The organism is Klebsiella sp. Shm-1, from assembly GCF_040804525.1.
GTDB lineage: Bacteria > Pseudomonadota > Gammaproteobacteria > Enterobacterales > Enterobacteriaceae > Klebsiella > Klebsiella pneumoniae.
On record NZ_CP161823.1, the window covers coordinates 3,679,026 to 3,702,022 of the forward strand.

Here is a 22,997-nt window from a genome sequence, read left to right on the forward strand (position 1 = left end):
TTTCCATCCCCATATACTATTCATCCAAGTAACCTGATAACTCCCGCCCTTGGTGGGAGTTATTATTTTGTCGTAACACCGGAGCTGACATGAAAACCAAACTTAACGAACTGCTTGAATTCCCTACGCCATTTACTTACAAAGTAATGGGGCAGGCGTTGCCGGAGCTGGTTGATCAGGTGGTGGAAGTGGTACAGCGCCATGCGCCTGGTGATTACTCGCCGTCAGTAAAACCGAGCAGCAAAGGTAACTACCACTCGGTCTCCATCACCATCAACGCCACCCACATTGAACAAGTGGAAACGCTGTACGAAGAGTTAGGCAATATCGATATCGTTCGGATGGTGCTGTAACCTTTTCCCTGACCCGGCCGCCGTGCCGGGTCTTCTCATTCCCTTCTGCACGGCTGTGATATACTCCCCAACCTGAATTCTCTCTTCCCGGCGGAGATGTTGTTTTGCAGCACAATAAAATTCTTATCCGGCAGCTTGGCCTGCAACCTTACGAACCCGTCTCGCAGGCGATGCATGAATTTACCGACGCCCGTGATGAAGATACCCTCGACGAGATCTGGCTGGTGGAACATCACCCCGTATTCACCCAGGGTCAGGCCGGCAAAGCGGAACACGTGCTGGTGCCCGGCGATATTCCGGTGATCCAGAGCGATCGCGGCGGCCAGGTCACCTATCACGGTCCGGGACAGCAGGTGATGTACGTCCTGTTGGACCTCAAGCGCCGTAAGCTGGGCGTGCGGGAGCTGGTGACGCTACTGGAGCAAACGGTCGTCAATACCCTAGCTGAATATAGTATCGAGTCGCACCCCCGCGCCGACGCCCCTGGCGTCTATGTCGGCGAACGCAAAATCTGCTCTCTGGGATTGCGGATCCGTAAAGGTTGTTCTTTCCACGGTCTGGCGCTTAATATCGCCATGGATCTCACACCGTTTTTGCGTATCAACCCCTGCGGCTATGCCGGTATGGAGATGACGCAAATGCGCCAGTGGCAGCCGGCAGCCTCCCCGGAGACGGTCGCTCCGCGGCTGGTCGCCAATCTGCTGGCGCTGCTAAATCATCCACCGTACGAATATCTTCCCCGGGATTAAGCGGCAGGCCAACGTCCCGCTGTCAGCGGGGCGCTAAACGAGTAACACGTTATTTTTGCAATCAATTGTCACGCACGGCAACGCGGTGGGCCGCTATACTTGGCCTATCATTCCCAACCGGACTCATCGCGTGCCAGAGAATACGCCTCCGTCAGAATCTCCTGACAGACAGGATGAACGTTACGATCGTCAAATGTTTCGCATCCTGCGTAATATTGACCTCAATCTGTTGACGATCTTTGAAGCGGTATACGTGCATAAAGGTATCGTCAACGCCGCGAAGATACTCAATATCACACCGTCGGCGATTAGCCAGTCAATTAACAAACTGCGGGCGTTGTTCCCCGATCCGCTATTTATCCGCAAAGGACAGGGCGTTACCCCCACCGCCTATGCCACCCATCTTCATCAATACATCAGCCGCGGCATGGAAGCTTTCCTCAGCGCGCTGGATATCACCGGTAGCCCGCACCAGCAGCGGGTGATCACTATCGCCACTACGCCAGCGATGGGAGCGCTGCTGATGCCTGGCCTGGCCAGCGCGCTGAAGCCGACCTTTCCGCAGATCCTGTTGCACAATATCGCAATCGTCGACGCCGCGCGGCAGCTTGACCAGCGCCAGGTGGATCTGCTCATTGATACCCACCTGCACAGCGGCCAGGCGATAAGCCATCATGTGCTGTATCAGGATCGGGTACAGATGTACTGCCGCGCAGGACATCCCGCGCTGGACGGTCCGCAGGATGAAACGACCCTCGCGGAGTACGAATTTGCGCAGCTGCTGCCGGAAGGCCAGCGCTACCCCACCCTCCATCGCCGACTACAGGAAGAGATGGGCGAGCGCCGCTGCGGCTTTAGCACCTTTAACCTGATGACCCAGGCGGCGATGATCGCCGGGAGCGATATGCTGGGTCTGACCACCGAACGCCTGTTCGCCATGGTGTCCCGTCTCTGGCCGCTGCAGACCCTGGATTTCCCTTCCCTCGGTGAAGAGCAGATTGACGTTGCGCTGCACTTTAATAAGCTGAGCGGGAAAGAGCCATTGCTGAAAGAGATCATCGAGACGGTGATCCGCTCGTTTAAGGCGTAGCGCACGGAAGGGAAAAGGATAAAACAACAACTATTTTACAATTTGCTGGGCAGGCAGGCTGCTTTCTGCCCCTTTTCAATGGTATACTGCCTGCTCTTGATTCAAAAATAGTTGATAATTGCAACATTTCATTGAATTAATTCGCTTTCCTTCGTGACTCGCAACTGGAACACGCACGCTATGAGTAAACCCATTGTGATGGAACGCGGTGTTAAGTACCGCGACGCCGATAAAATGGCCCTTATCCCGGTGAAAAACGTGGCAACTGAGCGTGAAGCTCTGCTCAGAAAACCGGAATGGATGAAAATCAAACTTCCGGCAGACTCGTCCCGTATCCAGGGAATCAAAGCAGCGATGCGTAAGAACGGCCTGCACTCTGTGTGCGAAGAGGCCTCCTGCCCGAACCTTGCAGAATGCTTCAACCACGGTACCGCGACCTTTATGATCCTCGGCGCGATCTGTACCCGCCGTTGCCCGTTCTGCGACGTCGCGCATGGACGCCCGGTCGCGCCAGATGCAAACGAGCCACAAAAGCTGGCGCAAACTATCGCCGATATGGGTCTGCGCTATGTCGTAGTCACCTCGGTAGACCGTGACGACCTGCGTGATGGCGGCGCACAGCATTTTGCCGACTGCATCAGCGCCATTCGCGAGAAAAACCCGTCGATTAAGATCGAAACGCTGGTTCCGGATTTCCGCGGCCGCATGGATCGCGCACTTGATATTCTGACGGTGACCCCGCCGGATGTCTTCAACCATAACCTCGAAAACGTGCCCCGTCTTTATCGTCAGGTACGTCCGGGCGCGGATTACAACTGGTCGCTGAAGCTGCTGGAGCGTTTTAAAGAAGCGCACCCGGAGATCCCGACGAAATCCGGCCTGATGGTAGGTCTGGGCGAAACCAACGACGAGATCATCGAAGTGATGCGCGACCTGCGTCGCCATGGCGTCACCATGCTGACGTTAGGCCAGTATCTGCAGCCGAGCCGTCACCACCTGCCGGTGCAGCGCTACGTCAGCCCGGAGGAGTTTGAAGAGATGAAAGCGGAAGCGATGGCGATGGGCTTCACCCACGCCGCCTGCGGTCCCTTCGTCCGCTCTTCCTATCATGCCGACCTGCAGGCTAAAGGGATGGAAGTTAAATAACCCACCGCTTCCGCCGCTGCGCGCCTGTTCGGCGCAGCGGCTCTCTCCGCTTCATCCGTTTCGCCTGTCCGTAACAGTTAGTTGCATCTTTTCTCCGCGGCGTCGACAAAAACGACAAAGGCCGCAACGATAAACGTCGCGGCCTCTTCGCCGTACCGCCAGCATCCCGTCAGGGGACGCAGCCGGAGAATTACTCTTTATGAGAGAGCTTCTGCGCCGGCGCTTCTTCTTCTGCGGTGGTTTTCTTCGCGCTATCGTCATCTTCGTTCATGGCTTTTTTAAAGCCCTTGATAGCCGACCCCAGGTCGCCGCCCAGCGTACGTAATTTCTTGGTACCAAACACTAAGATAATCAGTGCTGCGACTACCAGCAGTTTGGTAATACTAATCTCACCCATAGCTAACCTTCTTCTCTATACAAGCTGCGAATACGCCATCATACACGCATTTATCCGTCCTATTGTAATCCACCTGTGCGTGGGCTGCGTGTTTCGGCCCATAGCCTCCCCTCCGGGAGTGAGCGCTGAGATGTCCATCCTGACGTGCACAGCGAATTATTGGGATAAACAATACGGGTATTTGACGCGCGGACACAATAGCAATCTGTAACAAGGTGAATCAAGCCTTGTTTAAAAAAACGTCATAATAATTGCGGTGGCGCAAATCGTCGGTTCCGCAGCACTGGTAAACGCTCGCGAACGCGCGCAAGGTCATCCGCAGAGAGATCGGCAAAGATCAGCTGCGGCTCGCTCCCGGCCCCCGCCAGAGTGGTCCCCAGCGGATCGACGATGCGGCTCAGCCCGATATTGCGCGTTCCGCATTCGCCTGCCGCCACGATATAGCAGGTAGTATCGAGAGCGCGTGCCGCCAGCAGCGTCGCCCAGTGATGCTCTTTCTGCGGCCCTTTCACCCATGCAGCGGGCAGCACCAGCAGCTGTGCCCCATTCAGGGCCAACGAAAGCGCCAGTTCCGGAAAGCGAAGATCGTAGCAGGTCATCAGGCCAACGCGTAATCCCGCCACCTCAATCACCGGCGGGATCTGCTGACCGGGATCCACCCGCCGGGACTCCTGCATCGCGAAGGCGTCATATAGATGAAGTTTATGATAATGGGCGATCACTGCGCCTTCCCGCAATACCACCAACGTGTTGGTCGCTCTCCCCTCCCCTGACGGCACATGGAGCGTCAGGACCGTGGTGAGGCTGTTACGCCTGCTCTCGGCCAACAGCGGCTGCAAAAATGCGCCATCCAGCGGCTGGGCCGATTTAACTGACAGATCCGGGTCGTTGTCATCCCGCGCCAGCAACGCCTCCGGCAGCACCAGCAGCGCCGCCCCTTCTTGCTCCGCCTGCTGCATCATCGCCACACAGGTTTGCGCATTCGTCCGCCATACTGGCGTGACGGCAAATTGTCCTGCCGCTACCCGCATGTTCTTCTCCCGTCAGGTTATGGATAGCCAATCGCGCCCGATGCGCGCTACACTTGACACTCTCTTACATCAAATAGCAGGAAACGACCGTGTTTCAACTTCTTTGCGCCGTTTTTATTGGCGGCGGCACCGGCAGCGTATTGCGCTGGTGGCTCGGCATGAAGCTCAATCCTGTGCACCATGCTATCCCGATTGGGACTCTAACGGCCAACCTGTTAGGCGCCTTTGTGATTGGCGCCGGGCTGGCGTGGTTTAATCGTCTGACCGGTATTGACCCGATGTGGAAACTGCTGATTACCACCGGTTTCTGCGGCGGCCTGACCACGTTCTCCACCTTTTCTGCGGAAGTGGTGTTTCTCCTGCAGCAGGGCCGGGTAAGCTGGGCGCTGCTCAACGTCGCGGTGAATTTGCTGGGTTCGTTTGCGATGACGGCGCTCGCCTTCTGGCTTTTCTCGCAGGCGGCCAGCCGCTAAAAGCGAAGGAGACAGGCAAAAAAAAACCCGCTTATTAGCGGGTTTTTATATTCTACTGACGCGTTGCTTACAGAGCGATGACGTTTGCAGCAGAAGGGCCTTTGGCACCGTTAGTGATTTCGAACTCTACGCGCTGACCTTCAGCCAGAGTTTTGAAACCGTTGGACTGGATTGCAGAGAAGTGTACGAATACATCTTTGCTGCCATCTTCCGGAGTAATGAAACCGAATCCTTTGGACTCATTAAACCACTTAACGTTACCTTTAATCTTAGACATCAAAATTACCTTTATATGAAAAATCGACACTAATGCTGTGTCGGGTATCAGTACACCAATTGTGGTACCTTTTGTCCAGTGCAACTTTGCTAAAAAGTGATAAAAGTCGCTATCTTTTTTAGTGGGTAACGCTTTAGTCCTTGTTTTTGCACAAGACCTTCCGCTTATCTCATTTATTGCTAAGACTTAGCGAATTAAAACTGGAAGCGCGCCCAGGCGAAGTAAACGTTACCGTTATTGTAGGTGCCGGGAATATAGGTCATCTGGAAAGTTGCCGGACCGTAACCTATTGACGCCAATGGCAAGATCACCGGGATCGGGATGTAGTTCCAGTTATCGCGCGCCGTGACGCCGAGGGTATAGCCAAGGCCGAGGTGGAAATTCTGGTCCGTCAGCGGGCGCCAGGTTTTCTCCCACCCGTAGCCGCCGATGGGCTCCCACTTATTAAAAGAGTCTTTAAACGCCATCAGGTACAGGCCATGCCAGTTCCCTTTCTCATCCCAGCGCGAGACGCCGAAACCTGCCCCCCACGGACGTTCGTTATACTTATCGGTTTTTTCCTTGTCATAGGCAAAGCGCGCATGCCAGGTGATGGCTGGAACGTACAAATCATAGTGCTCCGGCTCATTCCAGGTCTGCGCTACGTTATTACTTAAGGTATGGTAACCTTCGCTAAGGGTCGATGAAAACGACGCGCTGGCGTTTCCGGACACCAATAACCATCCTAAAAAACCAAGAGAAAACAATGAAAAACGACGTAACATCAACACTTTTCTATTACCACTTTGATTTAAAAGCCACCTAAAATAGCAAAGATAATCTCAATGCAGGTTGAACGAAATAAGGCAAACTCCTGATTTTCGCCCGCTGTCCATCAGAACGGCTTAACTATCCATCTGGTGATTATATCCAGGCGTGCTGGGGGACGTGTAGTTCTTATCGCTTTATTGATTTGCATCAGCGAGTTTTGTCCGTTTTTTCGGCACATTCGCACATTAAAATTTGGTGTGGTGCTTTTTATCTACATATTCTTTGGGTTTAGGGGTAATAAATGCTGACGTTTATTGAGATCCTGATAGGGATTGTGGTCATTGTGGGCGTAGCCCGCTATATCATTAAAGGCTACTCGGCCACCGGGGTGCTGTTCGTCGGAGGCTTAATCTTACTGATCGTCAGCGCCCTGCTGGGACATAAAGTGTTACCGGGTAATACCGCGAGCACCGGCTATTCCGCTACCGATATTATTGAATACATTAAGATTCTACTCATGAGCCGCGGCGGCGATCTGGGCATGATGATCATGATGCTGTGCGGCTTCGCCACCTATATGACCCATATTGGCGCCAATGATATGGTGGTCAAATTAGCGTCGAAGCCGTTGCGCTATATTAATTCGCCCTATCTGCTGATGATTGCCGCCTATTTTGTCGCCTGCCTGATGTCGCTGGCCGTCTCCTCCGCGACCGGCCTTGGCGTACTGCTGATGGCGACGCTGTTCCCGGTAATGGTGAATGTCGGTATCAGCCGCGGGGCCGCCGCCGCCATCTGCGCCTCACCGGCGGCGATTATCCTCTCGCCAACCTCGGGTGACGTCGTCCTGGCGGCCAAAGCCGCTGAAATGCCGCTGATCGACTTTGCTTTTAAAACCACGCTGCCGATCTCCATCGCGGCCATTATCTGCATGGCGATCGCCCACTTTTTCTGGCAGCGCTATCTGGATAAAAAAGAGCACATTTCTCACGAGATGCTCGACGTCAACGACATCACCACCACCGCCCCGGCGCTGTATGCCATTCTGCCGTTTACCCCGATCATCGGCGTGCTGATCTTTGACGGTAAATGGGGGCCGGAGCTGCACATTATCACCATCCTCGTTGGCTGCATGCTGCTGGCGGCGATCCTCGAGTTCCTGCGCGGTTTCAACACCAAAAACGTCTTTAGCGGGCTGGAAGTCGCCTACCGTGGAATGGCCGACGCCTTCGCCGGCGTAGTGATGCTGTTGGTTGCCGCCGGCGTCTTTGCCCAGGGGTTAAGCACTATCGGCTTTATCAACGGTCTGATCTCAATCGCCACCTCCTTCGGCTCGGCCAGTATTATTCTGATGCTGGTGCTGGTGATCCTGACCATGCTGGCGGCGATGACCACCGGTTCCGGTAATGCCCCGTTCTACGCCTTCGTTGAGATGATCCCCAAGCTGGCGCACTCCTCCGGCATCAATCCGGCCTACCTGTCGATTCCGATGCTGCAGGCTTCTAACCTCGGCCGCACGATATCGCCCGTCTCCGGGGTGGTGGTCGCCGTTGCCGGGATGGCGAAGATTTCCCCATTCGAAGTGGTCAAGCGCACCTCAGTGCCGGTGCTCGTTGGCCTGCTGGTGGTGATCGTTGCTACTGAAATCCTGGTGCCCGGCAGCGCGCTCCACTAATGGTCTAACCACGCGAAAAGGCGCCAGCGGGCGCCTTTTTTATGCTTTAATAACTCCCCGTTATCTTTTGCCATCCATAATCAGGAATAAAAATGTTCAGGAAGGATTTCGCCGCGATTGCCCTTGTGCTTACCGCCACTCAGGCCGGTGCTGAACCGCTCACCGCGACGCGATACGCTGATTTTGACCGCTACGTCCTTGCCCTCTCCTGGCAAACCGGATTCTGTCAGAGCATGTATGACCGCAATCGCAACGAACCGGAAGAGTGTCGCCTGCAGCAGGACACCGCGAATAAAGCCGACTTTCTGACCGTGCATGGCCTGTGGCCCGGGCTGCCAAAGTCCATTGCCGCGCGCGGAGTGGATGAACGTCGCTGGATGCGCTACGGCTGCGCCACGCGTCCGGTGCCTAACATGCCGGAGGTAAAAGCGAACCGCAAATGCCAGGCGGCGGAGACCGGACTGTCGCTGGAGATGGCCAATAAACTAAATAATGTGATGCCGGGATCGGGCGGCACCTCCTGTCTGGAACGCTACGAATATGCCAAACATGGCGTCTGCTTCGGCTTCGATCCCGACAGCTACTTTGGCGCCATGGTGCGACTAAACGGTGAAATTAAGCGCAGCCCGGTGGGGGATTTTCTCGCGAAGCACTATGGCCAAACGGTCAGCCGCGCCGACTTCGACGCCGCCGTGGCCCGCGCCTGGGGTCCGCAGAGCGTGAAGGCGTTTAAGCTAACCTGCAACGGTAATCCGGCCTATCTGACGGAGATGCAAATCTCGCTCAACGCCGCGACCATCAACGCCCCGCTGGCCACTTCCGCTTTTCTGCCCCAGCCTCACCCGGGTAACTGCGGCGCACAGTTTATCCTCGATAAGGTTGGCCACTAGCGTAAAGCGGGATGCTGATTGGAAAACACCGTCCGCCGGATGGTGTTGCACGCTGAATGTGCGTTTCATCACTTCAAACTGCCGGCAACTCTCAGTATGATGGTAGGACCTTAACCCTTGCCCCTTTCGGCGAGGGTTTTCTTTTACGGACAGGTTCCTGGATAACATGGAGTATGCAATGACCAGACCCGCAATCATCATTAATGAACTGGATGCCGAACGTATCGACAGGCTGCTGGAGCAGCCGGCTTTCGCCAACTCACCGGTTGCCGATGCCCTGAATGAGGAACTCGACCGCGCGCAAATGCTGGCCCCGGAAGCGATGCCGCATGATGTCGTCACCATGAATAGCAGGGTAAAATTCCGCGATTTAACCAGCGGCGAAGAGCGCGTGCGGACGCTGGTGTTTCCGTCACAGGTGACCGACAGCGCCAGCCAGCTCTCCGTCCTCGCGCCGGTGGGCGCCGCGCTGCTGGGCCTGAAAGTCGGCAGCACCATTCACTGGGAGCTGCCGGGCGGCGCATCGACGCACCTGGAAGTGCTGGAGCTATTGTACCAGCCGGAAGCCGCTGGCGAATTCCACCGCTAATCCCGCTGCCTGAGGCGTTTCGCGCTTTATTCAGAGGATGTCCGCACATCCTCTTTCTGCTGTTTTCCCGCCGCTTACCCTTTTTTACGCTTTGCGCCTGCCTGGCTGACAGTTTTGCGACCTGAATGACACAATATCCGCATATAATATGTTGATATAGACGCAAACGAACAAGGAGGATTGCATATGTATAAGACTATCATTATGCCGGTTGATGTCTTTGAGATGGCGCTGAGCGATAAAGCCGTCCGGCACGCGGAGTTTCTGGCCCAGCAGGACGGGGTGATCCATCTGCTCCACGTCTTACCGGGTTCCGCGAGCTTTACCATGAGCCGTTTTACCGCCGACCTGCGGCGGTTTGAGGAACATCTGCAGCATGAGGCGGAGACTCGCCTGCAGACGATGGTCAGCCACTTCAGCATTGACCCGTCTCGTATCAAGCTACATGTACGTTTTGGCAGCGTGCGCGATATGGTCAACGAGCTGGCCAGCGAAATTAACGCCGACGTGGTAGTTATTGGCTCACGCAATCCCTCCATCAGTACCCACCTGCTCGGCTCCAATGCCTCAAGCGTGATCCGCCATGCCCATATCCCGGTAATGGTCGTCAGGTAAGAATGACGAAAAGAGTATAAAAAAAGAGGCTACCCCTGGGTAGCCTCTTTGTTATGCAGGTCTATTGTCTGACTTGTTATGCGGTTTTCGTGCGGATCAGGTAGTCGAAAGCGCTCAGCGACGCTTTTGCCCCTTCCCCTGCCGCGATAATAATCTGTTTGTACGGCACGGTGGTGCAATCGCCCGCGGCGAACACGCCTTTGACGTTGGTTTCGCACTTCGCATCGATGATGATCTCACCCATGCGGTTGCGCTCAACGGCGCCTTCCAGCCAGGTGGTGTTAGGCAGCAGGCCAATCTGGACGAAGATCCCCGCCAGCGCGACATGATGCTCATCGCCGCTCACCCGGTCACGATACTGCAGACCGGTGACTTTGCTGCCATCGCCTTTCACTTCCGTGGTCTGCGCATTAAGAATGATGTCGACATTCTTCAGGCTGCGGACTTTATCCTGCAACACCTGGTCGGCTTTCATCTCTGGGGCAAACTCCAGCAGGGTTACGTGCTCTACGACGCCCGCCAGGTCAATGGCGGCTTCCACGCCGGAGTTCCCGCCGCCGATTACCGCTACGCGTTTGCCCTTAAACAGCGGACCATCGCAGTGAGGGCAGTAGGTCACGCCCTTGGTGCGATACTGTTCTTCGCCCGGCACGTTCATATTGCGCCATTTCGCCCCGGTGGCGATGATGACGCTACGCGCCTTGAGCACCGCGCCGGAGGCGGTTTCGATCTGATGCAGGCCGCCCTCTGTCGCCGCCGGCGTCAGTTTAGTCGCACTCTGGGAGTCGATCACGTCGACGTTATAGTCATTGACGTGCGCTTTCAGCGCGCCTGCCAGCTTCTGGCCTTCAGTTTTCGGCACCGAAATATAGTTTTCGATATCCACGGTATCCAGCACCTGACCGCCGAAGCGTTCGCCCATCAGGCCGGTACGAATCCCTTTACGTGCAGAGTAGACCGCCGCCGCCGCGCCGGACGGGCCGGAGCCAACGATCAGTACATCGTAAGCGTCACGCTGATTCAGCTCTTCCGCTGCGCGTTTTTCCGCACCAGTATCCACTTTGGCGACGATTTCAGTCAGCGTCATCCGTCCCTGACCAAACTCCTGACCGTTCATGAACACCGCTGGCACGCCCATGACGTTACGCTCGGTGATCTCATTCTGGAAGGTCCCGCCGTCAATCGCCGTGTGTTTGATGCGCGGGTTGAGCACCGCCATCAGGTTCAGGGCCTGGACCACGTCCGGGCAGTTATGACAGGAGAGCGAATAGTAGGTTTCGAATTCGAAATCGCCATCAATATCGCGGATCTGCTCCAGCAGCGACTGGGCCTCTTTCGACGGGTGACCGCCGGTCCACAGCAGCGCCAGCACCAGCGAGGTAAACTCGTGGCCCAGCGGCGAGCCCGCAAAACGCGGCCCCTGGTCGGAACCTGGGTTAGTAATCAGGAACGAGGGCTTACGTACCGCGAGCGTGTTGTCTTCTTTAAAGGTGACTTTGTCTGACAGTTCAGCGATTTCAGCCAACAGTTCCTTGATTTCTGCCGATTTAGCGCTGTCATCCAGCGTGGCAATCAGCTCAACAGGCTTGGTCAGCTTCTCAAGATAGGCCTTGAGCTGGGTTTTCATGTTGGTGTCGAGCATTGTTATCTCCTGGGCTTAAAACATCATCATGCAAGCGGCCTCGTCAGGCTGCCTGAATGCGCTTGCATCATGGTGTTGGAATAAAATGGGCGCGAAAGCGCCCATTGATTACCGGGTGGCACGCCGTTTACCCGGCCTACGATCTTGTAGGCCCGTGCAAGCGTAGCGCCGCCGGGCACAAACAGACTTAGATCTTACCAACCAGATCTAAAGAAGGAGCCAGCGTCGCTTCGCCTTCTTTCCATTTCGCCGGGCAGACTTCGCCTGGGTGAGAAGCAACGTACTGCGCCGCTTTGATTTTACGCAGCAGGTCAGACGCATCACGGCCGATACCTTCAGCGGTAACTTCGATCGCCTGGATGATACCCTGCGGGTCAACGACGAAGGTAGCGCGGTCAGCCAGACCTTCATCTTCACGCATGTTGTCGAAGTTACGGGTCAGGGCGCCAGTCGGGTCGCCGATCATCGCATATTTGATTTTGGCGATGGTTTCAGAACTGCTGTGCCACGCTTTGTGGGTGAAGTGGGTATCGGTAGACACAGAGTAAACGTCTACGCCCAGCTTCTGCAGTTCTTCGTAATGGTCAGCCACGTCGCCCAGTTCGGTCGGGCAGACGAAGGTGAAGTCAGCCGGATAGAAGAAGAAGACGCTCCAGCGGCCTTCGGTGTCTTTCTCGGTGACTTCGATGAATTCACCATTTTTGAATGCCTGGTTTTTGAACGGTTTGATTTTGGTGTTAATTAAGGACATCTATACTTCCTCCGTGTTTTCGTTGAGGTCTAAGTTAACGAATTTTTCCTGACCCGACCAATGCGTTTACATTATCGAATCAATAAGCGTTATCTAACAACCGGAACAAGACAACTCTGTGAACCTGTCGACGCGTTCAGCGCTAATCGCTGTTTTTCGCATCATTTGCCGCGACAAAAGTAAAAAGGCCACCTTTTCAGGCGGCCCCGTTACCTGAAATACCCGAGGGTAGGTTCAGCGCCAGTCAGACTGGCTATGTGTTGCGCTCTACATTACCTTAATGTAACAGCATCCAGGATTACATCACCCACGCCAGCAAAGGGCAATCCGTCATTCTGCTGATCTTGCCTATGACTGTGATAGGTTCGACAATCGTTTTGCCCTTTCCTGCTGATTTTACAAGGAATACTTATGTTAAAGCGTCTGCTGTTACTCAGCCTTTTGCCGTTATGCAGCCATGCGGAGGAACTCCCCGCTCCGGTAAAAGCGATTGAAAAACAGGGCATTACCATTATAAAACCCTTTGAGGCGCCGGGGGGAATGAAAGGCTGGCTGGGCAAATACCAGGACATGGGGGTCGCCATCTACCTAACGCCGGATGGTAAACACGCGATCTCCGGCTATATGTATGATGAGAACGGCAGTAACCTCAGCGAGCAGCTGTTTCAGAAAGAACTCTATACCCCGGCGGGACAAGAGATGTGGAAGAAGATGGCCAGCGCCCACTGGCTGCAGGATGGTCGCAAGGACGCCCCTATCGTGCTGTATGTCTTTGCCGATCCCTTCTGTCCCTACTGCAAGCAGTTCTGGCAGCAATCCCGCCCCTGGGTAGAGGCCGGTAAAGTGCAGATCCGCACTCTGCTGGTGGGGGTGATTAAGCCGGAGAGCCCGGCCACCGCCGCGGCGATTCTCGCCAGCAGCGATCCGGCGAAAACCTGGCATGATTACGAGCAATCGAATGGGAAAATGGCTCTGACGATCCCGAAAGCAATTCCGCCGGAGAAAATGAAAATGCTCAACGTCAACCAGCAGCTGATGGACGATCTGGGAGCCAACGTGACGCCGGCGATTTATTATATGAATAAAGATAATATGCTGCAGCAGGTGGTCGGCCTACCGGATAAAGAGAAACTGCATATTATGATGGGTGAAAAAGAGTAATTCCATCCCGCAATGGCGCCTGGCGGAAGCGACCGCTGGCGCCACCGTCGACGATAAGATATATTAAGCAGAACTTAACTGTATTTGCCAATAGTTAAATTCACACCGCAAATATTAAGCCACAAAACATTATCATTAAGAATATTATAATCCGCACCGGTAATAAACAGGACTGCATTAATGGCAAACCTTTACGATCTGAAAAAGTTCGATTTGAATTTATTGGTTATTTTCGAATGTATCTATCAACATTTGAGCATCAGCAAAGCGGCGGCGATGTTATTTATCACCCCCTCAGCGGTGAGTCAGTCGTTGCAGCGTCTGCGCCAGCAGTTAAACGATCCGCTATTTGTTCGTGTTGGCAAAGGAATGACACCCACCACCGCCTGCGTCAATCTTCATTATCATCTACAGCAAAATCTGGAGCAGCTGGAAAAAACCATCAATCTTAATAATCGCTCAGAACTGCGTAAACGTATTGTGATATATGGCCCCCCGCTGTTCTGTTCAGTCAATAGCCACGTTATGATTAACCAGCTCTGTCATCAGGCGAACTTGCAAATTGAGCACCATAACCTGACCACCACCGAATCGGCTGAGGAGCTGCTGGCGTATCGCCAGGCGGACCTGGTGTTCACCCGCATGCCCATTACCAACCGCGCCACGATCTGTCAGCCCTATCAGACGGTGCAGACGCTGGCGGTTTGCCGGGCGGGCCATCCGCGACGCGAAACGCTTACCTCGGTAGAGTCACTGGCACAGGAGTTTTTCACTCACTATATTACCAACGATCCCGTTATTCAGCGCGTGCAGCAAAGCAGCATCGCCTGGCTGAATCCGCGCAATATTGCCTTTCGCAGCGACTCTTTTATGACCATTCTTAACATGATTAATAAAACCGACTTAATTGGCTTTTTGCCTTCCTATTTATATGACTTTATCTCACCCACTATGCAGCTTCACGCCATCAACATAGATAATCTTTTTCCGGATATCACGATCTACATTAATTACCACCATGCATCTTCGCAAAATCATTTTTTAACTGAATTAATCACCATATTAATGAATGATCGAGAGGCATCACAGCCCCAATTTAATCACAGCGAATAACGCCCTTCTGTTCCCCCGCTGCCAGAAACAATAATCGACCATTAATTTCCTACCCCTCATCGTTTATACTGAGCTAACGGGAATTTTCTACTATTAAAGGATTAATGGTCATGTCGTTTATTAAATATCCCTTACCGGAATCGGTGCTGCAGGCAACTGAGCAGCGGATCCAGTGGGTCATGGATAATTTTTCGCGCATCTGTGTCTCTTTTTCCGGGGGAAAAGACTCCACCGTTATGCTGCATTTAACCGCCCAGGCGGCGCGGTTACAGGGGAAAAAAATCTGCGTGTTGTTTATTGACTGGGAAGCGCAGTTCTCCTGCACCATCGCCCACTGTGAAAAACTGCGTGCGCTGTATGCGGATGTTATCGAAACCTTTTACTGGGTCGCCCTGCCGCTCACCACCCAAAATGCCCTGACGCAGTATAAGCCGCAATGGCAATGCTGGGAGCCCGGAACCGAGTGGGTACGCCAGCCGCCGCCCTGGGCCATTACCCACCCGGGCTATTTTTCATTTTATCAACCCGGAATGAGCTTTGAAGCCTTCGTCAGCCACTTCGCCGAGTGGTTTTCGCAGCGTCGTCCCGCCGCCGTGCTGGTGGGCATTCGCGCCGACGAATCGCTAAATCGCTTTATGACGATTTCTTCACAGCGTAAACAGCGCTTCGCCGACGATAAACCATGGACCACTTCAGCGCCGGGCGGCCATGCCTGGTACATCTACCCGCTCTATGACTGGAAAACCGCCGATATCTGGACCTGGTTTGCCAAAAGCGGCGAGCCCTATAACCCGTTGTACGATCTGATGTATCAGGCCGGGGTGCCGCTGCGCTATATGCGCATTTGCGAACCGTTTGGTCCCGAGCAGCGCCAGGGGCTGTGGCTGTATCACGTGCTGGAACCTGAGCGCTGGGCCGCGATGTGCCAGCGAGTGAGCGGCGCGCACAGCGGCGGGGTCTATGCCGGGCATGATAATCAGTTCTACGGTCATCGGAAAATCGACAAGCCCGACCACCTGACGTGGAAAAGCTACGCCCTGTTCCTGCTCGACAGCATGCCGGAAACCACCGCCGAGCACTACCGCAATAAAATCGCCGTCTACCTGCGCTGGTACCAGAAAAAAGGTATGGAGGATATTCCGGATACCCAACCTGCGGACATTGGCACCAAAGATATCCCATCCTGGCGGCGAGTCTGCAAAGTACTGCTCAATAACGATTACTGGTGCCGTCAGCTTTCGTTTAGCCCGACCAAAAGCAGCCACTATCAGCGCTACCGTAAACGCATGGAAAAACATCGCCAACAATGGGGGATATTATGCAACAACAACTGACGCAGGCGCTGGAAGCTTACCTGCAAAAGCTGGATGACGAGGCGCGCATTGAGGCTATCAACGCATTTCGCCAGGTGCTCCACCACTACAGCCCCTTCCGCTCGCAGCCCGTCGACTGCGTGCTGTGGGTCAAACAGGAGCTGGTAGCCCCCAACGATTACAACCCGAATAACGTGGCGCCGCCGGAGAGGCGTCTGCTGCAAACGTCGCTGGAGGCCGACGGCTTTACCCAGCCGGTCGTCGTCATCCAGCAAGGCCCACAGGCGTATACGATTGTCGATGGTTTTCACCGCCATGAGCTGGCCTGCAGCAAAGCCGCGCTGAAAAAAACGCTAAAAGGCTATTTGCCGGTGACCTGCCTGACGAGTGAAGCTGCCTCGCGTGACGGGCTGATGGCAGCGACCATACGCCATAACCGGGCGCGCGGCCGCCACCAAATCCACGCCATGTCAGAGATCGTCCGCGAGCTGACCCGGCTCGGCTGGACGCCGCAGAAAATCGGCAAAGAGCTGGGGATGGATGCCGATGAAGTGCTGCGTCTGAAGCAAATTAGCGGCCTGACAGAGATGTTCGCCGGCCGCCAGTTCTCCCAGGCGTGGACGATTAAGTAACTACAGCTGGCACAAACGCGCCGCCGCAGCCAGCAGAGTCGCCGGCTGTTTGGCGAAGCACAAGCGGATCAGCTTGTGCGGGAACGGATCGGCGCAGAAGACGGAGAGCGGGATCGCCGCCACGCCGATCTCAGTGGTCAACCAGCGGCAGAAGCTGACATCGTCTAGATCGGAGATGGCGCTGTAGTCCGCCAGCAGGAAATAGGTCCCTTCACAGGGCAGGATTTCCAGCCGGCTTGGGCGCAGCGCTTCAATAAACAGATCGCGACGTTCCCGATAAAACGCCGGCAGCTCACGATAATGCTCCGGCGCTTCGCGCAGCATGTCGGCGATCGCCAGCTGCGCCGGGGTATTCACCGAGAAGGTCAGATACTGGTGCACCTTGCGCAGTTCGGCGCTGATGGCCGCCGGGGCCACGCAGTAGCCGACCTTCCAGCCGGTCATATGAAACGTTTTGCCAAACGAGGAGACCGCCACCGCCCGCTCGCGAAGCTGGGGATGCGCCAGCACGCTGGCGTGGCCGCCCTCAGCAAAGCAGATATGCTCATAGACTTCATCGCTCAGGACATAGATCTCGCGTTCGGCGATCGCCTGCCACAGGGCGGCAAAATCCTCGCGCTGCCAGACGGTGGCCGAAGGGTTGTGCGGGGAGTTGAGGATCACCAGCCGGGTTTTCTCGCTCAGGGCGGCGGCAAATTGCCGCCAGTCGACGCGAAAATGCGGCGGCTGCAGCGCAATACGACGTAACTCGCCGCCGGCCAGCGCCACCGCGGGGGCGTAGCTGTCATAGCTGGGATCGAAACAGATCACCTCGTCGCCGCGGCGCACCAGGGCGGTGATCGCCGCATACAGGGCCTCCGTCGCGCCGGCGGTGACCGTGATCTCGCTGTTAACGTCGGGCTGGTAACCATACAGCTCCGCCGTCTTCCCGGCGATCGCCTCGCGCAGCGCCGGCACGCCGGTCATCGGGGCGTACTGATTCGCCCCCTGCGCCACGTGGTACGTCAGACGCTCCTGCAGATAGCGCGGGCCGTCAAAATCGGGAAAGCCCTGGGACAGGTTTATGGCCTGATGCTGCTGGGCCAGGGCGCTCATCTGGGTAAAAATCGTGGTGCCGAGCGCAGGAAGTTTACTCTCTGGAATCAAGGGGTTATTGTTCATTCTTTTTATACCGATTGTAATGCTGTTGTTGAAGCCACTATAACACGATGTTAATATTTGGCAATCAAGACGCTTAGACGTCTAAATGCTAATGTTATTCCACGCTACGCCCACTCTGGAGAAACCATGATCCGCGCCATCGTGACCGACATAGAAGGCACCACCAGCGATATCCGCTTCGTGCATAACGTGCTGTTCCCCTACGCCCGCGAACGACTGGCCGGCTTTGTGACCGCTCAGCAGCACGCTGAACCGGTCAAAACCATTCTCGACAACCTGCGCCGCGAAACAGACGCCCCCGCCGCCAGCACCGCCGACCTTATCACTACCCTCTTCACCTTTATGGATGAAGACCGTAAATCCACGGCGCTGAAGGCGCTGCAGGGGATCATCTGGCGCGACGGCTATCTCAACGGCGACTTTACCGGCCATCTCTACCCGGACGTACTGCCGGCGCTGGAGAAATGGAAAGCGCAGGGTATTGATCTGTATGTATATTCCTCAGGTTCCGTGGCTGCGCAGAAATTGTTATTTGGCTACAGCGATGAAGGTGATATTACTCATCTGTTCACGGGCTATTTCGATACCCTGGTAGGCGCCAAACGCGAGGTGCAGTCCTACCGTAACATTGCTGAACACCTGGGCCATGCCCCTGGCACCATCCTGTTCCTGTCGGATATCCATCAGGAACTTGATGCCGCCGAGGCCGCGGGTTTGCGCACTGTGCAGCTGGTTCGCGGCGACCGCGACCCGGCGAGCCATCACCCTCAGGTTCAGCGTTTTGACGACATTCATCCGGAGCAGATCCCAGCATGAGCGCATTAACTCTTTTTTCCGTGACCGATCCGCAAACGCCGGTCTGGCACAGCACCGACGCCAAAGCGATTCAGGATCAACTTAACGCCAAAGGCGTCCGTTTCGAGCGCTGGCAGGCCGACCGCGACCTCGGCGCAAATCCCAGCCCGGAAACGGTGATTGCCGCCTATCAGCATGCGATTGATAAACTGGTCGCCGAAAAGGGCTACCAGAGCTGGGACGTCATCAGCCTGCGCGCCGATAACCCGCAAAAAGAGGCGCTGCGGGAAAAGTTCCTGAACGAGCACACCCATGGCGAAGACGAGGTGCGGTTTTTTGTCGAGGGCGCTGGCCTGTTTTGCCTGCACATTGGCGACGAGGTGTTCCAGGTGCTGTGCGAAAAGAACGATCTGATTTCGGTTCCCGCCCACACTCCGCACTGGTTTGATATGGGATCAGAACCGAACTTCACCGCCATTCGCATTTTTGATAACCCGGAAGGCTGGATCGCCCAGTTTACCGGCGACGATATCGCCAGCGCCTACCCGCGGCTGGCGTAACGTCAAACTGTCGTCAGTCTTAAACCGCCAGGGGCGGGCTTTGCCGGAGGCGGCGCATACCGCGCCTTCTCCGGGCTACCCGCCCCGCCGCCGGCGAGCGCCAACGCCTAAACTTCAATAAACTTCGGCGGACCAAAGGCGGTGATCGGCGGCAGTTCCTCACGCCACGGGGCGATCTCCACCCAGCAGCTCTGGGCGCTACAGCCCTGCCCCAGGCGCGAACTGCCGCGATCCTCGGTTAATACGTTGGGATTACCGTGCTTATCGAGCGACCGTTCTTCCTTCGGATCCAGCGGGTCATACCAGGCGCCGGTGGACATCTGTACCACGCCGGGCAAAATCTGCTCGCTCAGGTGCACCCCCGCCAGAATCGCCCCGCGGTCGTTATAGACTTTCACCACGCTGCCTTCGCGGATATCCCTTCCCTGCGCATCGCTCGGATGCATCCACAGCGGCTCGCGTCCCTGAACTTTCGTCGCCCGGCTGACGCTGCCGTGGTCGTACTGACTGTGCAGGCGGGCGCGCGGCTGGCTGGAGAGCAGATGAAGCGGCCAGCGCGCCGCCTCCTGCCGCTGGCGGGCGGCCTCCTGTTCATCCCACCACGGATGGCCAGGGCATTCGCGATAGCCAAACCCGGCGACGGTGGCGGAAAAGAGTTCAATTTTGCCGGAGGGCGTGGAAAGCGGATAGCGCTGCGGATCGGCGCGAAAATCGGCGAGAAAAATTTGCGGCCGCTCCGGCGCGCTGTATTCCAGCACCCCTTGCTGCCAGAAGTCATCGAACGAGGGCAGCGCAATACCCTCCTCCTGCGCCCGCGGTCTTGACTCCTCATAGAGATGACGCAGCCACTGCCCGGCGTCCCGCCCTTCGCTGAACGCTTCTCCGAATCCAAGCCGATCGGCGAGATCGCAGAAAATAGCGTAATCGTCACGCGCCTCGCCCACCGGCGGGATCTGCGCGCTCATGGCGATCATAAACCCGTCGTGACCGCCGCTGCCGATATCCTCTCGCTCCAGCGAGGTGGTGGCCGGCAGAACGATATCGGAGAATTTGGCCTGCGCGGTCCAGTACTGCTCATGCACCACCACCGTCTCCGGGCGGCGCCAGGCCTCGCACAGTCGGTTGAGATCCTGATGATGATGAAACGCATTGCCTCCCGCCCAGTAGACTAAACGGATATCGGGATAGCGCCGCTGCTGACCGTCGAACTCATAGGTTTCTCCCGGGTGCAGCAGCATATCGGACAGCCGCGCCACCGGGATAACGCTGTCCACCGCATTCTCTCCGGCGGGTAAGCGCGGGCCGGAAAACGCTTTTCGCACCGCGCCCGCCAGGTTGGTACAGGCGTAGCCAAACCCGAGGCCGCCGCCCGGCGTGCCGATCTGTCCCAGCAGTGCGGTCAGGGCCACCGTCGCCCAGTAGGCCTGCTCCCCTTGACGGGCGCGCTGGATAGACCAGGAGATATTCACCATCGTCCGGTGGCGGGCCATCTCCCGCGCCAGGTCGGCGATGCGCTGGGCGTCCAGGCCGGTAATCGCCGCCGCCCACGCCGGGGTTTTCGCCACGCCATCGTGCTCGCCCAACAGATAAGCGCGATAGGGGGCAAACCCGACGGTATGGCTGGCAACAAACGCCTGGTCGTAGAGAGACTCAGCGATCAGCACATAGCTCAGGGCCAGCAGCAGTGCGGTATCGGTGCCCGGCCGAATGGCCAGCCACTCGGCGTCGGGCACCGCGCTGAGGTCATTGCGCACCGGACTGATATTGATAAACCGCGTGCCGTTGGCCTGCATCTTATCCAGCCAGTACTGGAGCATATGGTCATTGGCGCCGCCGCCGTTGACCTGGGCATTGCGCAGCGGCAGTCCGCCGATGGCGACAAACAGCTGACACTCCCGGGCCAGCTCGGAAAAATGGGTATGCTGCCGGTGCAGCGGGCTCAGCGGCCCGAGAATATGCGGCAGAATACGCTCGCCCGCGGCGCTGCTATAGGTATTGGTGCTGGCGGTGTACCCGCCAAGGCCCTTGAGAAACCGGTGCAGCTGGCTCTGCGCATGGTGAAAGCGTCCAGCGCTGGCCCAGCCGTAGGAGCCGCCGTAGATCGCCTCATTACCGCAGCGCGCCTTGACCGAGCGCAGCTCGCGCGCCAGCAGGTCCAGGGCCACCTCCCAGCTGACTTCGACAAAGGGCTCTTTACCTCGCCCTTCTCGTGACGCCGGCCCGTGCTGGAGATAGCCGGCGCGCACCGCCGGACGGCGAATGCGCGTTTGGCTGGTCACCGCGTCGGGAAGCGACTGGCCGATGCGTGAGGGATTTTTATCCCAGGGCACCGGCTTAACCGCCACGATCTCGCCCTCACGGCTCTCCACCTGCCAGGTTCCCCAGTGCATCACCGTATAATTATGCTGTTTCTTCATAGCGCCCGCGTTCTTCTCAGCTTAAGGTTCATTACAATAAAGCGGGGAAATAGGGTAATAATCCTTACCCGGCCAGACATTGCTCTGCTAAAAAAAGCTTTAGCCCGCGCAATCTTCTTTTTTTCTCTGTAGACGCCGTATTTCCCATGCACTCACAATATTAAGAAAATTGTCTTTATCCGCTAAATAAACACGGAATAAGTCAAAAATAAAACCACAAAATAAAAAGGTCTATCCGCCATCATGAAATATTTTCAGGTTCCTCATGACAAAATAAACTTTTTCTCTGACGTTTCTGCGATATAACATTCCTGGCATAACTTAGACTTATTTTGTATTTGAGGTGGCGAGGTGCTTCTTGTCATGCTACCGGTCCGCAACCACCTTCATCACAGGATCATAATAACAATGTCGCAGAAAAGAAAATTATTGCCTGCCGCGCTGGGACTGCTTTCCCTTGCCTCGCTGAGCGTCGCTGCCGCAGACGCCCTCTCCTTACAGGGAAAAACCATTGGCGTTGCCGTGGTCGGCACTCAGCATTTCTGGGATCGCGAGGCCTTTAAAGGCGCGACAGAGGAGGTGGAGAAGCTGGGGGGCAAAGTCATTGGCGTCGATGGCGGCCGCGATAATCAGGTGCATGCCAATAACCACGATATTTTACTGTCACGCAAGGTGGACGCGGTAATTAGTATTCTCGGCGATAGCGCCGTCGAACCAAAATTTAAAGCATTGCGTGATGCCGGTATCCCGGTATTTACCGTAGATCATGTTTCTCAATATTCGGTCAACAATACTACTTCCGATAACTACACCTTAGGCTCAACCATCGGCCGCTACATGGCGGATGAATTAGGCGGCAAAGGCAACGTCGCCGTATTTAACGCCTTCTCCAGCGCGCTGCGTATTTGCGGAATTCGCTACGATCAGTGGAAATATGTCCTTAAGGATTATCCGGATATTCATATTATCCAGCCCGAGCTCGCGGAACAGTTCGCCAACTCGCCGGAAGACGCGCGGAAGAAAACCCTCGAATTACTCAGCCAGTATCCGAAAGGCAAACTGGACGCCATCCATGTCGCCTGCTGGGATCAACCGGCCATCGGCATCGTCCAGGCGCTGGAAGAGACAGGTCGCGATAAAGACGTGAAAGTGACGGCCATCGACGCCGGTCCGGAGACCCTGGAGATCATGGCGGAGCCCGGCAGCCCGTTCGTGGCTAACGTCGCGCAGCAGCCGCATCTGATCGGCCAGACCTCGGCTGACAACGTGGCCCGCTACTTTGCCGGCCAGAAACTACCGGTGCAAACCTTTATTCCGGTGGTTCCGGTGAAAGGTCCGCAGGAAGCGAAAGCGGTGTATAAACAGTTGGGATACGGCGAGCTGCAGTGATTAATCAACATCCAGGCGGGGAACGCCC

The 22,997-nt window shown here is 56.0% G+C and carries 24 protein-coding genes; 16 read left to right on the plus strand and 8 right to left on the minus strand.

Going from position 1 to position 22,997, the window contains the following annotated elements:
* The first annotated feature begins 89 nt into the window (after positions 1–89).
* From ybeD to lipA, 4 genes are all read left to right on the plus strand, one after another.
* On the plus strand, positions 90–353 hold the full coding sequence (ybeD, locus tag AB1E37_RS18180) for a DUF493 family protein YbeD (protein ID WP_002894474.1): 264 nt from the start codon (positions 90–92) through the stop codon (positions 351–353).
* Positions 354–457: 104 nt separating this feature from the next.
* Entirely contained in the window at positions 458–1,102 is a 645-nt protein-coding gene (lipB, locus tag AB1E37_RS18185) for a lipoyl(octanoyl) transferase LipB (protein ID WP_004223647.1), read from the plus strand.
* Positions 1,103–1,295: 193 nt separating this feature from the next.
* The gene (locus tag AB1E37_RS18190) at positions 1,296–2,192 is read left to right on the plus strand and encodes a YbeF family transcriptional regulator (protein ID WP_004223645.1); all 897 of its coding nucleotides are present in this window, start codon (positions 1,296–1,298) and stop codon (positions 2,190–2,192) included.
* A 180-nt stretch (positions 2,193–2,372) separates the two neighbouring features.
* Positions 2,373–3,338, plus strand: coding sequence for a lipoyl synthase (gene lipA, locus AB1E37_RS18195; protein WP_002894467.1), 966 nt, complete (start codon positions 2,373–2,375; stop codon positions 3,336–3,338).
* A gap of 190 nt (positions 3,339–3,528) precedes the next feature.
* Here the strand turns inward: lipA and tatE are convergent, their stop codons facing one another.
* Together tatE and AB1E37_RS18205 are read right to left on the minus strand one after the other, a co-directional pair.
* Positions 3,529–3,735 carry a twin-arginine translocase subunit TatE gene (gene tatE, locus AB1E37_RS18200; protein ID WP_002894464.1) on the minus strand — a complete coding sequence of 69 codons (207 nt, stop codon included), beginning with the start codon at positions 3,733–3,735 and terminating at the stop codon, positions 3,529–3,531.
* A gap of 242 nt (positions 3,736–3,977) precedes the next feature.
* A complete protein-coding gene (locus AB1E37_RS18205) occupies positions 3,978–4,766 on the minus strand; it encodes a deaminated glutathione amidase (RefSeq protein ID WP_004212622.1) in 789 nt (262 codons plus the stop codon).
* A gap of 89 nt (positions 4,767–4,855) precedes the next feature.
* Between AB1E37_RS18205 and crcB the strand changes: the two genes are divergently transcribed.
* Entirely contained in the window at positions 4,856–5,239 is a 384-nt protein-coding gene (gene crcB, locus AB1E37_RS18210) for a fluoride efflux transporter CrcB (RefSeq protein WP_004223642.1), read from the plus strand.
* Between the two features lie 67 nt (positions 5,240–5,306).
* Here the strand turns inward: crcB and cspE are convergent, their stop codons facing one another.
* Both cspE and pagP read right to left on the minus strand, forming a co-directional pair.
* A complete protein-coding gene (gene cspE / locus AB1E37_RS18215) occupies positions 5,307–5,516 on the minus strand; it encodes a transcription antiterminator/RNA stability regulator CspE (protein ID WP_002439184.1) in 210 nt (69 codons plus the stop codon).
* A gap of 194 nt (positions 5,517–5,710) precedes the next feature.
* Entirely contained in the window at positions 5,711–6,229 is a 519-nt protein-coding gene (pagP, locus tag AB1E37_RS18220) for a lipid IV(A) palmitoyltransferase PagP (protein WP_004183399.1), read from the minus strand.
* 338 nt (positions 6,230–6,567) lie between these two features.
* Between pagP and dcuC the strand changes: the two genes are divergently transcribed.
* The 4 genes from dcuC (at position 6,568) to uspG (ending at position 10,035) form a co-directional block, all read left to right on the plus strand.
* Complete coding sequence (gene dcuC, locus AB1E37_RS18225) at positions 6,568–7,941, plus strand: anaerobic C4-dicarboxylate transporter DcuC (RefSeq protein WP_004142371.1); 1,374 nt, start codon at positions 6,568–6,570, stop codon at positions 7,939–7,941.
* Between the two features lie 92 nt (positions 7,942–8,033).
* Positions 8,034–8,831, plus strand: a complete 798-nt coding sequence (rna, locus tag AB1E37_RS18230; RefSeq protein ID WP_004176884.1) for a ribonuclease I — start codon at positions 8,034–8,036, stop codon at positions 8,829–8,831.
* A 178-nt stretch (positions 8,832–9,009) separates the two neighbouring features.
* Entirely contained in the window at positions 9,010–9,420 is a 411-nt protein-coding gene (gene rnk / locus AB1E37_RS18235) for a nucleoside diphosphate kinase regulator (protein ID WP_002894404.1), read from the plus strand.
* A gap of 186 nt (positions 9,421–9,606) precedes the next feature.
* Positions 9,607–10,035 carry a universal stress protein UspG gene (gene uspG / locus AB1E37_RS18240; protein ID WP_002894401.1) on the plus strand — a complete coding sequence of 143 codons (429 nt, stop codon included), beginning with the start codon at positions 9,607–9,609 and terminating at the stop codon, positions 10,033–10,035.
* Positions 10,036–10,111: 76 nt separating this feature from the next.
* Here uspG and ahpF read toward each other — a convergent pair whose 3' ends face one another.
* Together ahpF and ahpC are read right to left on the minus strand one after the other, a co-directional pair.
* A complete protein-coding gene (gene ahpF, locus AB1E37_RS18245) occupies positions 10,112–11,677 on the minus strand; it encodes an alkyl hydroperoxide reductase subunit F (protein ID WP_004142378.1) in 1,566 nt (521 codons plus the stop codon).
* A gap of 187 nt (positions 11,678–11,864) precedes the next feature.
* Positions 11,865–12,428, minus strand: a complete 564-nt coding sequence (gene ahpC, locus AB1E37_RS18250) for an alkyl hydroperoxide reductase subunit C (protein ID WP_002894394.1) — start codon at positions 12,426–12,428, stop codon at positions 11,865–11,867.
* Between the two features lie 411 nt (positions 12,429–12,839).
* Between ahpC and dsbG the strand changes: the two genes are divergently transcribed.
* From dsbG to AB1E37_RS18270, 4 genes are all read left to right on the plus strand, one after another.
* Complete coding sequence (dsbG, locus tag AB1E37_RS18255; RefSeq protein WP_002894375.1) at positions 12,840–13,589, plus strand: thiol:disulfide interchange protein DsbG; 750 nt, start codon at positions 12,840–12,842, stop codon at positions 13,587–13,589.
* Positions 13,590–13,769: 180 nt separating this feature from the next.
* Positions 13,770–14,702: a LysR family transcriptional regulator gene (locus tag AB1E37_RS18260; RefSeq protein ID WP_004147565.1), complete on the plus strand. Its 933-nt coding sequence runs from the start codon at positions 13,770–13,772 to the stop codon at positions 14,700–14,702.
* Positions 14,703–14,812: 110 nt separating this feature from the next.
* On the plus strand, positions 14,813–16,036 hold the full coding sequence (locus AB1E37_RS18265) for a phosphoadenosine phosphosulfate reductase (RefSeq protein WP_002894369.1): 1,224 nt from the start codon (positions 14,813–14,815) through the stop codon (positions 16,034–16,036).
* Positions 16,021–16,647 carry a ParB/RepB/Spo0J family partition protein gene (locus tag AB1E37_RS18270; RefSeq protein ID WP_032447414.1) on the plus strand — a complete coding sequence of 209 codons (627 nt, stop codon included), beginning with the start codon at positions 16,021–16,023 and terminating at the stop codon, positions 16,645–16,647. Before AB1E37_RS18265 ends, AB1E37_RS18270 begins: the two co-directional genes overlap by 16 nt.
* On the opposite strand, the gene AB1E37_RS18275 is transcribed toward AB1E37_RS18270, so the two are convergent.
* Complete coding sequence (locus tag AB1E37_RS18275; protein WP_075201671.1) at positions 16,648–17,793, minus strand: pyridoxal phosphate-dependent aminotransferase; 1,146 nt, start codon at positions 17,791–17,793, stop codon at positions 16,648–16,650.
* Between the two features lie 141 nt (positions 17,794–17,934).
* Between AB1E37_RS18275 and mtnC the strand changes: the two genes are divergently transcribed.
* Positions 17,935–18,624, plus strand: coding sequence for an acireductone synthase (gene mtnC / locus AB1E37_RS18280; RefSeq protein WP_023287371.1), 690 nt, complete (start codon positions 17,935–17,937; stop codon positions 18,622–18,624).
* On the plus strand, positions 18,621–19,163 hold the full coding sequence (locus AB1E37_RS18285; protein ID WP_002894357.1) for a 1,2-dihydroxy-3-keto-5-methylthiopentene dioxygenase: 543 nt from the start codon (positions 18,621–18,623) through the stop codon (positions 19,161–19,163). The genes mtnC and AB1E37_RS18285 overlap by 4 nt, the downstream gene beginning before the upstream one ends.
* A 107-nt stretch (positions 19,164–19,270) precedes the next feature.
* Here AB1E37_RS18285 and AB1E37_RS18290 read toward each other — a convergent pair whose 3' ends face one another.
* Complete coding sequence (locus tag AB1E37_RS18290) at positions 19,271–21,580, minus strand: molybdopterin-dependent oxidoreductase (protein WP_032447412.1); 2,310 nt, start codon at positions 21,578–21,580, stop codon at positions 19,271–19,273.
* A gap of 408 nt (positions 21,581–21,988) precedes the next feature.
* Between AB1E37_RS18290 and AB1E37_RS18295 the strand changes: the two genes are divergently transcribed.
* Complete coding sequence (locus AB1E37_RS18295; protein WP_002894353.1) at positions 21,989–22,969, plus strand: sugar ABC transporter substrate-binding protein; 981 nt, start codon at positions 21,989–21,991, stop codon at positions 22,967–22,969.
* The last annotated feature ends 28 nt before the right edge of the window (positions 22,970–22,997 follow it).

What these genes read in the sequence shown, in the direction of transcription:
- AB1E37_RS18295 (WP_002894353.1), top strand. Translation starts at nt 21,989, where the DNA reads ATGTCGCAGAAAAGAAAATTATTGCCTGCCGCGCTGGGACTGCTTTCC.
- tatE (WP_002894464.1), bottom strand. Translation starts at nt 3,735, where the DNA reads ATGGGTGAGATTAGTATTACCAAACTGCTGGTAGTCGCAGCACTGATT.
- AB1E37_RS18205 (WP_004212622.1), bottom strand. Translation starts at nt 4,766, where the DNA reads ATGCGGGTAGCGGCAGGACAATTTGCCGTCACGCCAGTATGGCGGACG.
- rna (WP_004176884.1), top strand. Translation starts at nt 8,034, where the DNA reads ATGTTCAGGAAGGATTTCGCCGCGATTGCCCTTGTGCTTACCGCCACT.
- dcuC (WP_004142371.1), top strand. Translation starts at nt 6,568, where the DNA reads ATGCTGACGTTTATTGAGATCCTGATAGGGATTGTGGTCATTGTGGGC.
- ahpF (WP_004142378.1), bottom strand. Translation starts at nt 11,677, where the DNA reads ATGCTCGACACCAACATGAAAACCCAGCTCAAGGCCTATCTTGAGAAG.
- rnk (WP_002894404.1), top strand. Translation starts at nt 9,010, where the DNA reads ATGACCAGACCCGCAATCATCATTAATGAACTGGATGCCGAACGTATC.
- AB1E37_RS18285 (WP_002894357.1), top strand. Translation starts at nt 18,621, where the DNA reads ATGAGCGCATTAACTCTTTTTTCCGTGACCGATCCGCAAACGCCGGTC.
- ahpC (WP_002894394.1), bottom strand. Translation starts at nt 12,428, where the DNA reads ATGTCCTTAATTAACACCAAAATCAAACCGTTCAAAAACCAGGCATTC.
- AB1E37_RS18270 (WP_032447414.1), top strand. Translation starts at nt 16,021, where the DNA reads ATGCAACAACAACTGACGCAGGCGCTGGAAGCTTACCTGCAAAAGCTG.
- dsbG (WP_002894375.1), top strand. Translation starts at nt 12,840, where the DNA reads ATGTTAAAGCGTCTGCTGTTACTCAGCCTTTTGCCGTTATGCAGCCAT.
- lipA (WP_002894467.1), top strand. Translation starts at nt 2,373, where the DNA reads ATGAGTAAACCCATTGTGATGGAACGCGGTGTTAAGTACCGCGACGCC.
- AB1E37_RS18190 (WP_004223645.1), top strand. Translation starts at nt 1,296, where the DNA reads ATGTTTCGCATCCTGCGTAATATTGACCTCAATCTGTTGACGATCTTT.
- AB1E37_RS18260 (WP_004147565.1), top strand. Translation starts at nt 13,770, where the DNA reads ATGGCAAACCTTTACGATCTGAAAAAGTTCGATTTGAATTTATTGGTT.
- cspE (WP_002439184.1), bottom strand. Translation starts at nt 5,516, where the DNA reads ATGTCTAAGATTAAAGGTAACGTTAAGTGGTTTAATGAGTCCAAAGGA.
- ybeD (WP_002894474.1), top strand. Translation starts at nt 90, where the DNA reads ATGAAAACCAAACTTAACGAACTGCTTGAATTCCCTACGCCATTTACT.
- uspG (WP_002894401.1), top strand. Translation starts at nt 9,607, where the DNA reads ATGTATAAGACTATCATTATGCCGGTTGATGTCTTTGAGATGGCGCTG.
- AB1E37_RS18290 (WP_032447412.1), bottom strand. Translation starts at nt 21,580, where the DNA reads ATGAAGAAACAGCATAATTATACGGTGATGCACTGGGGAACCTGGCAG.
- mtnC (WP_023287371.1), top strand. Translation starts at nt 17,935, where the DNA reads ATGATCCGCGCCATCGTGACCGACATAGAAGGCACCACCAGCGATATC.
- AB1E37_RS18265 (WP_002894369.1), top strand. Translation starts at nt 14,813, where the DNA reads ATGTCGTTTATTAAATATCCCTTACCGGAATCGGTGCTGCAGGCAACT.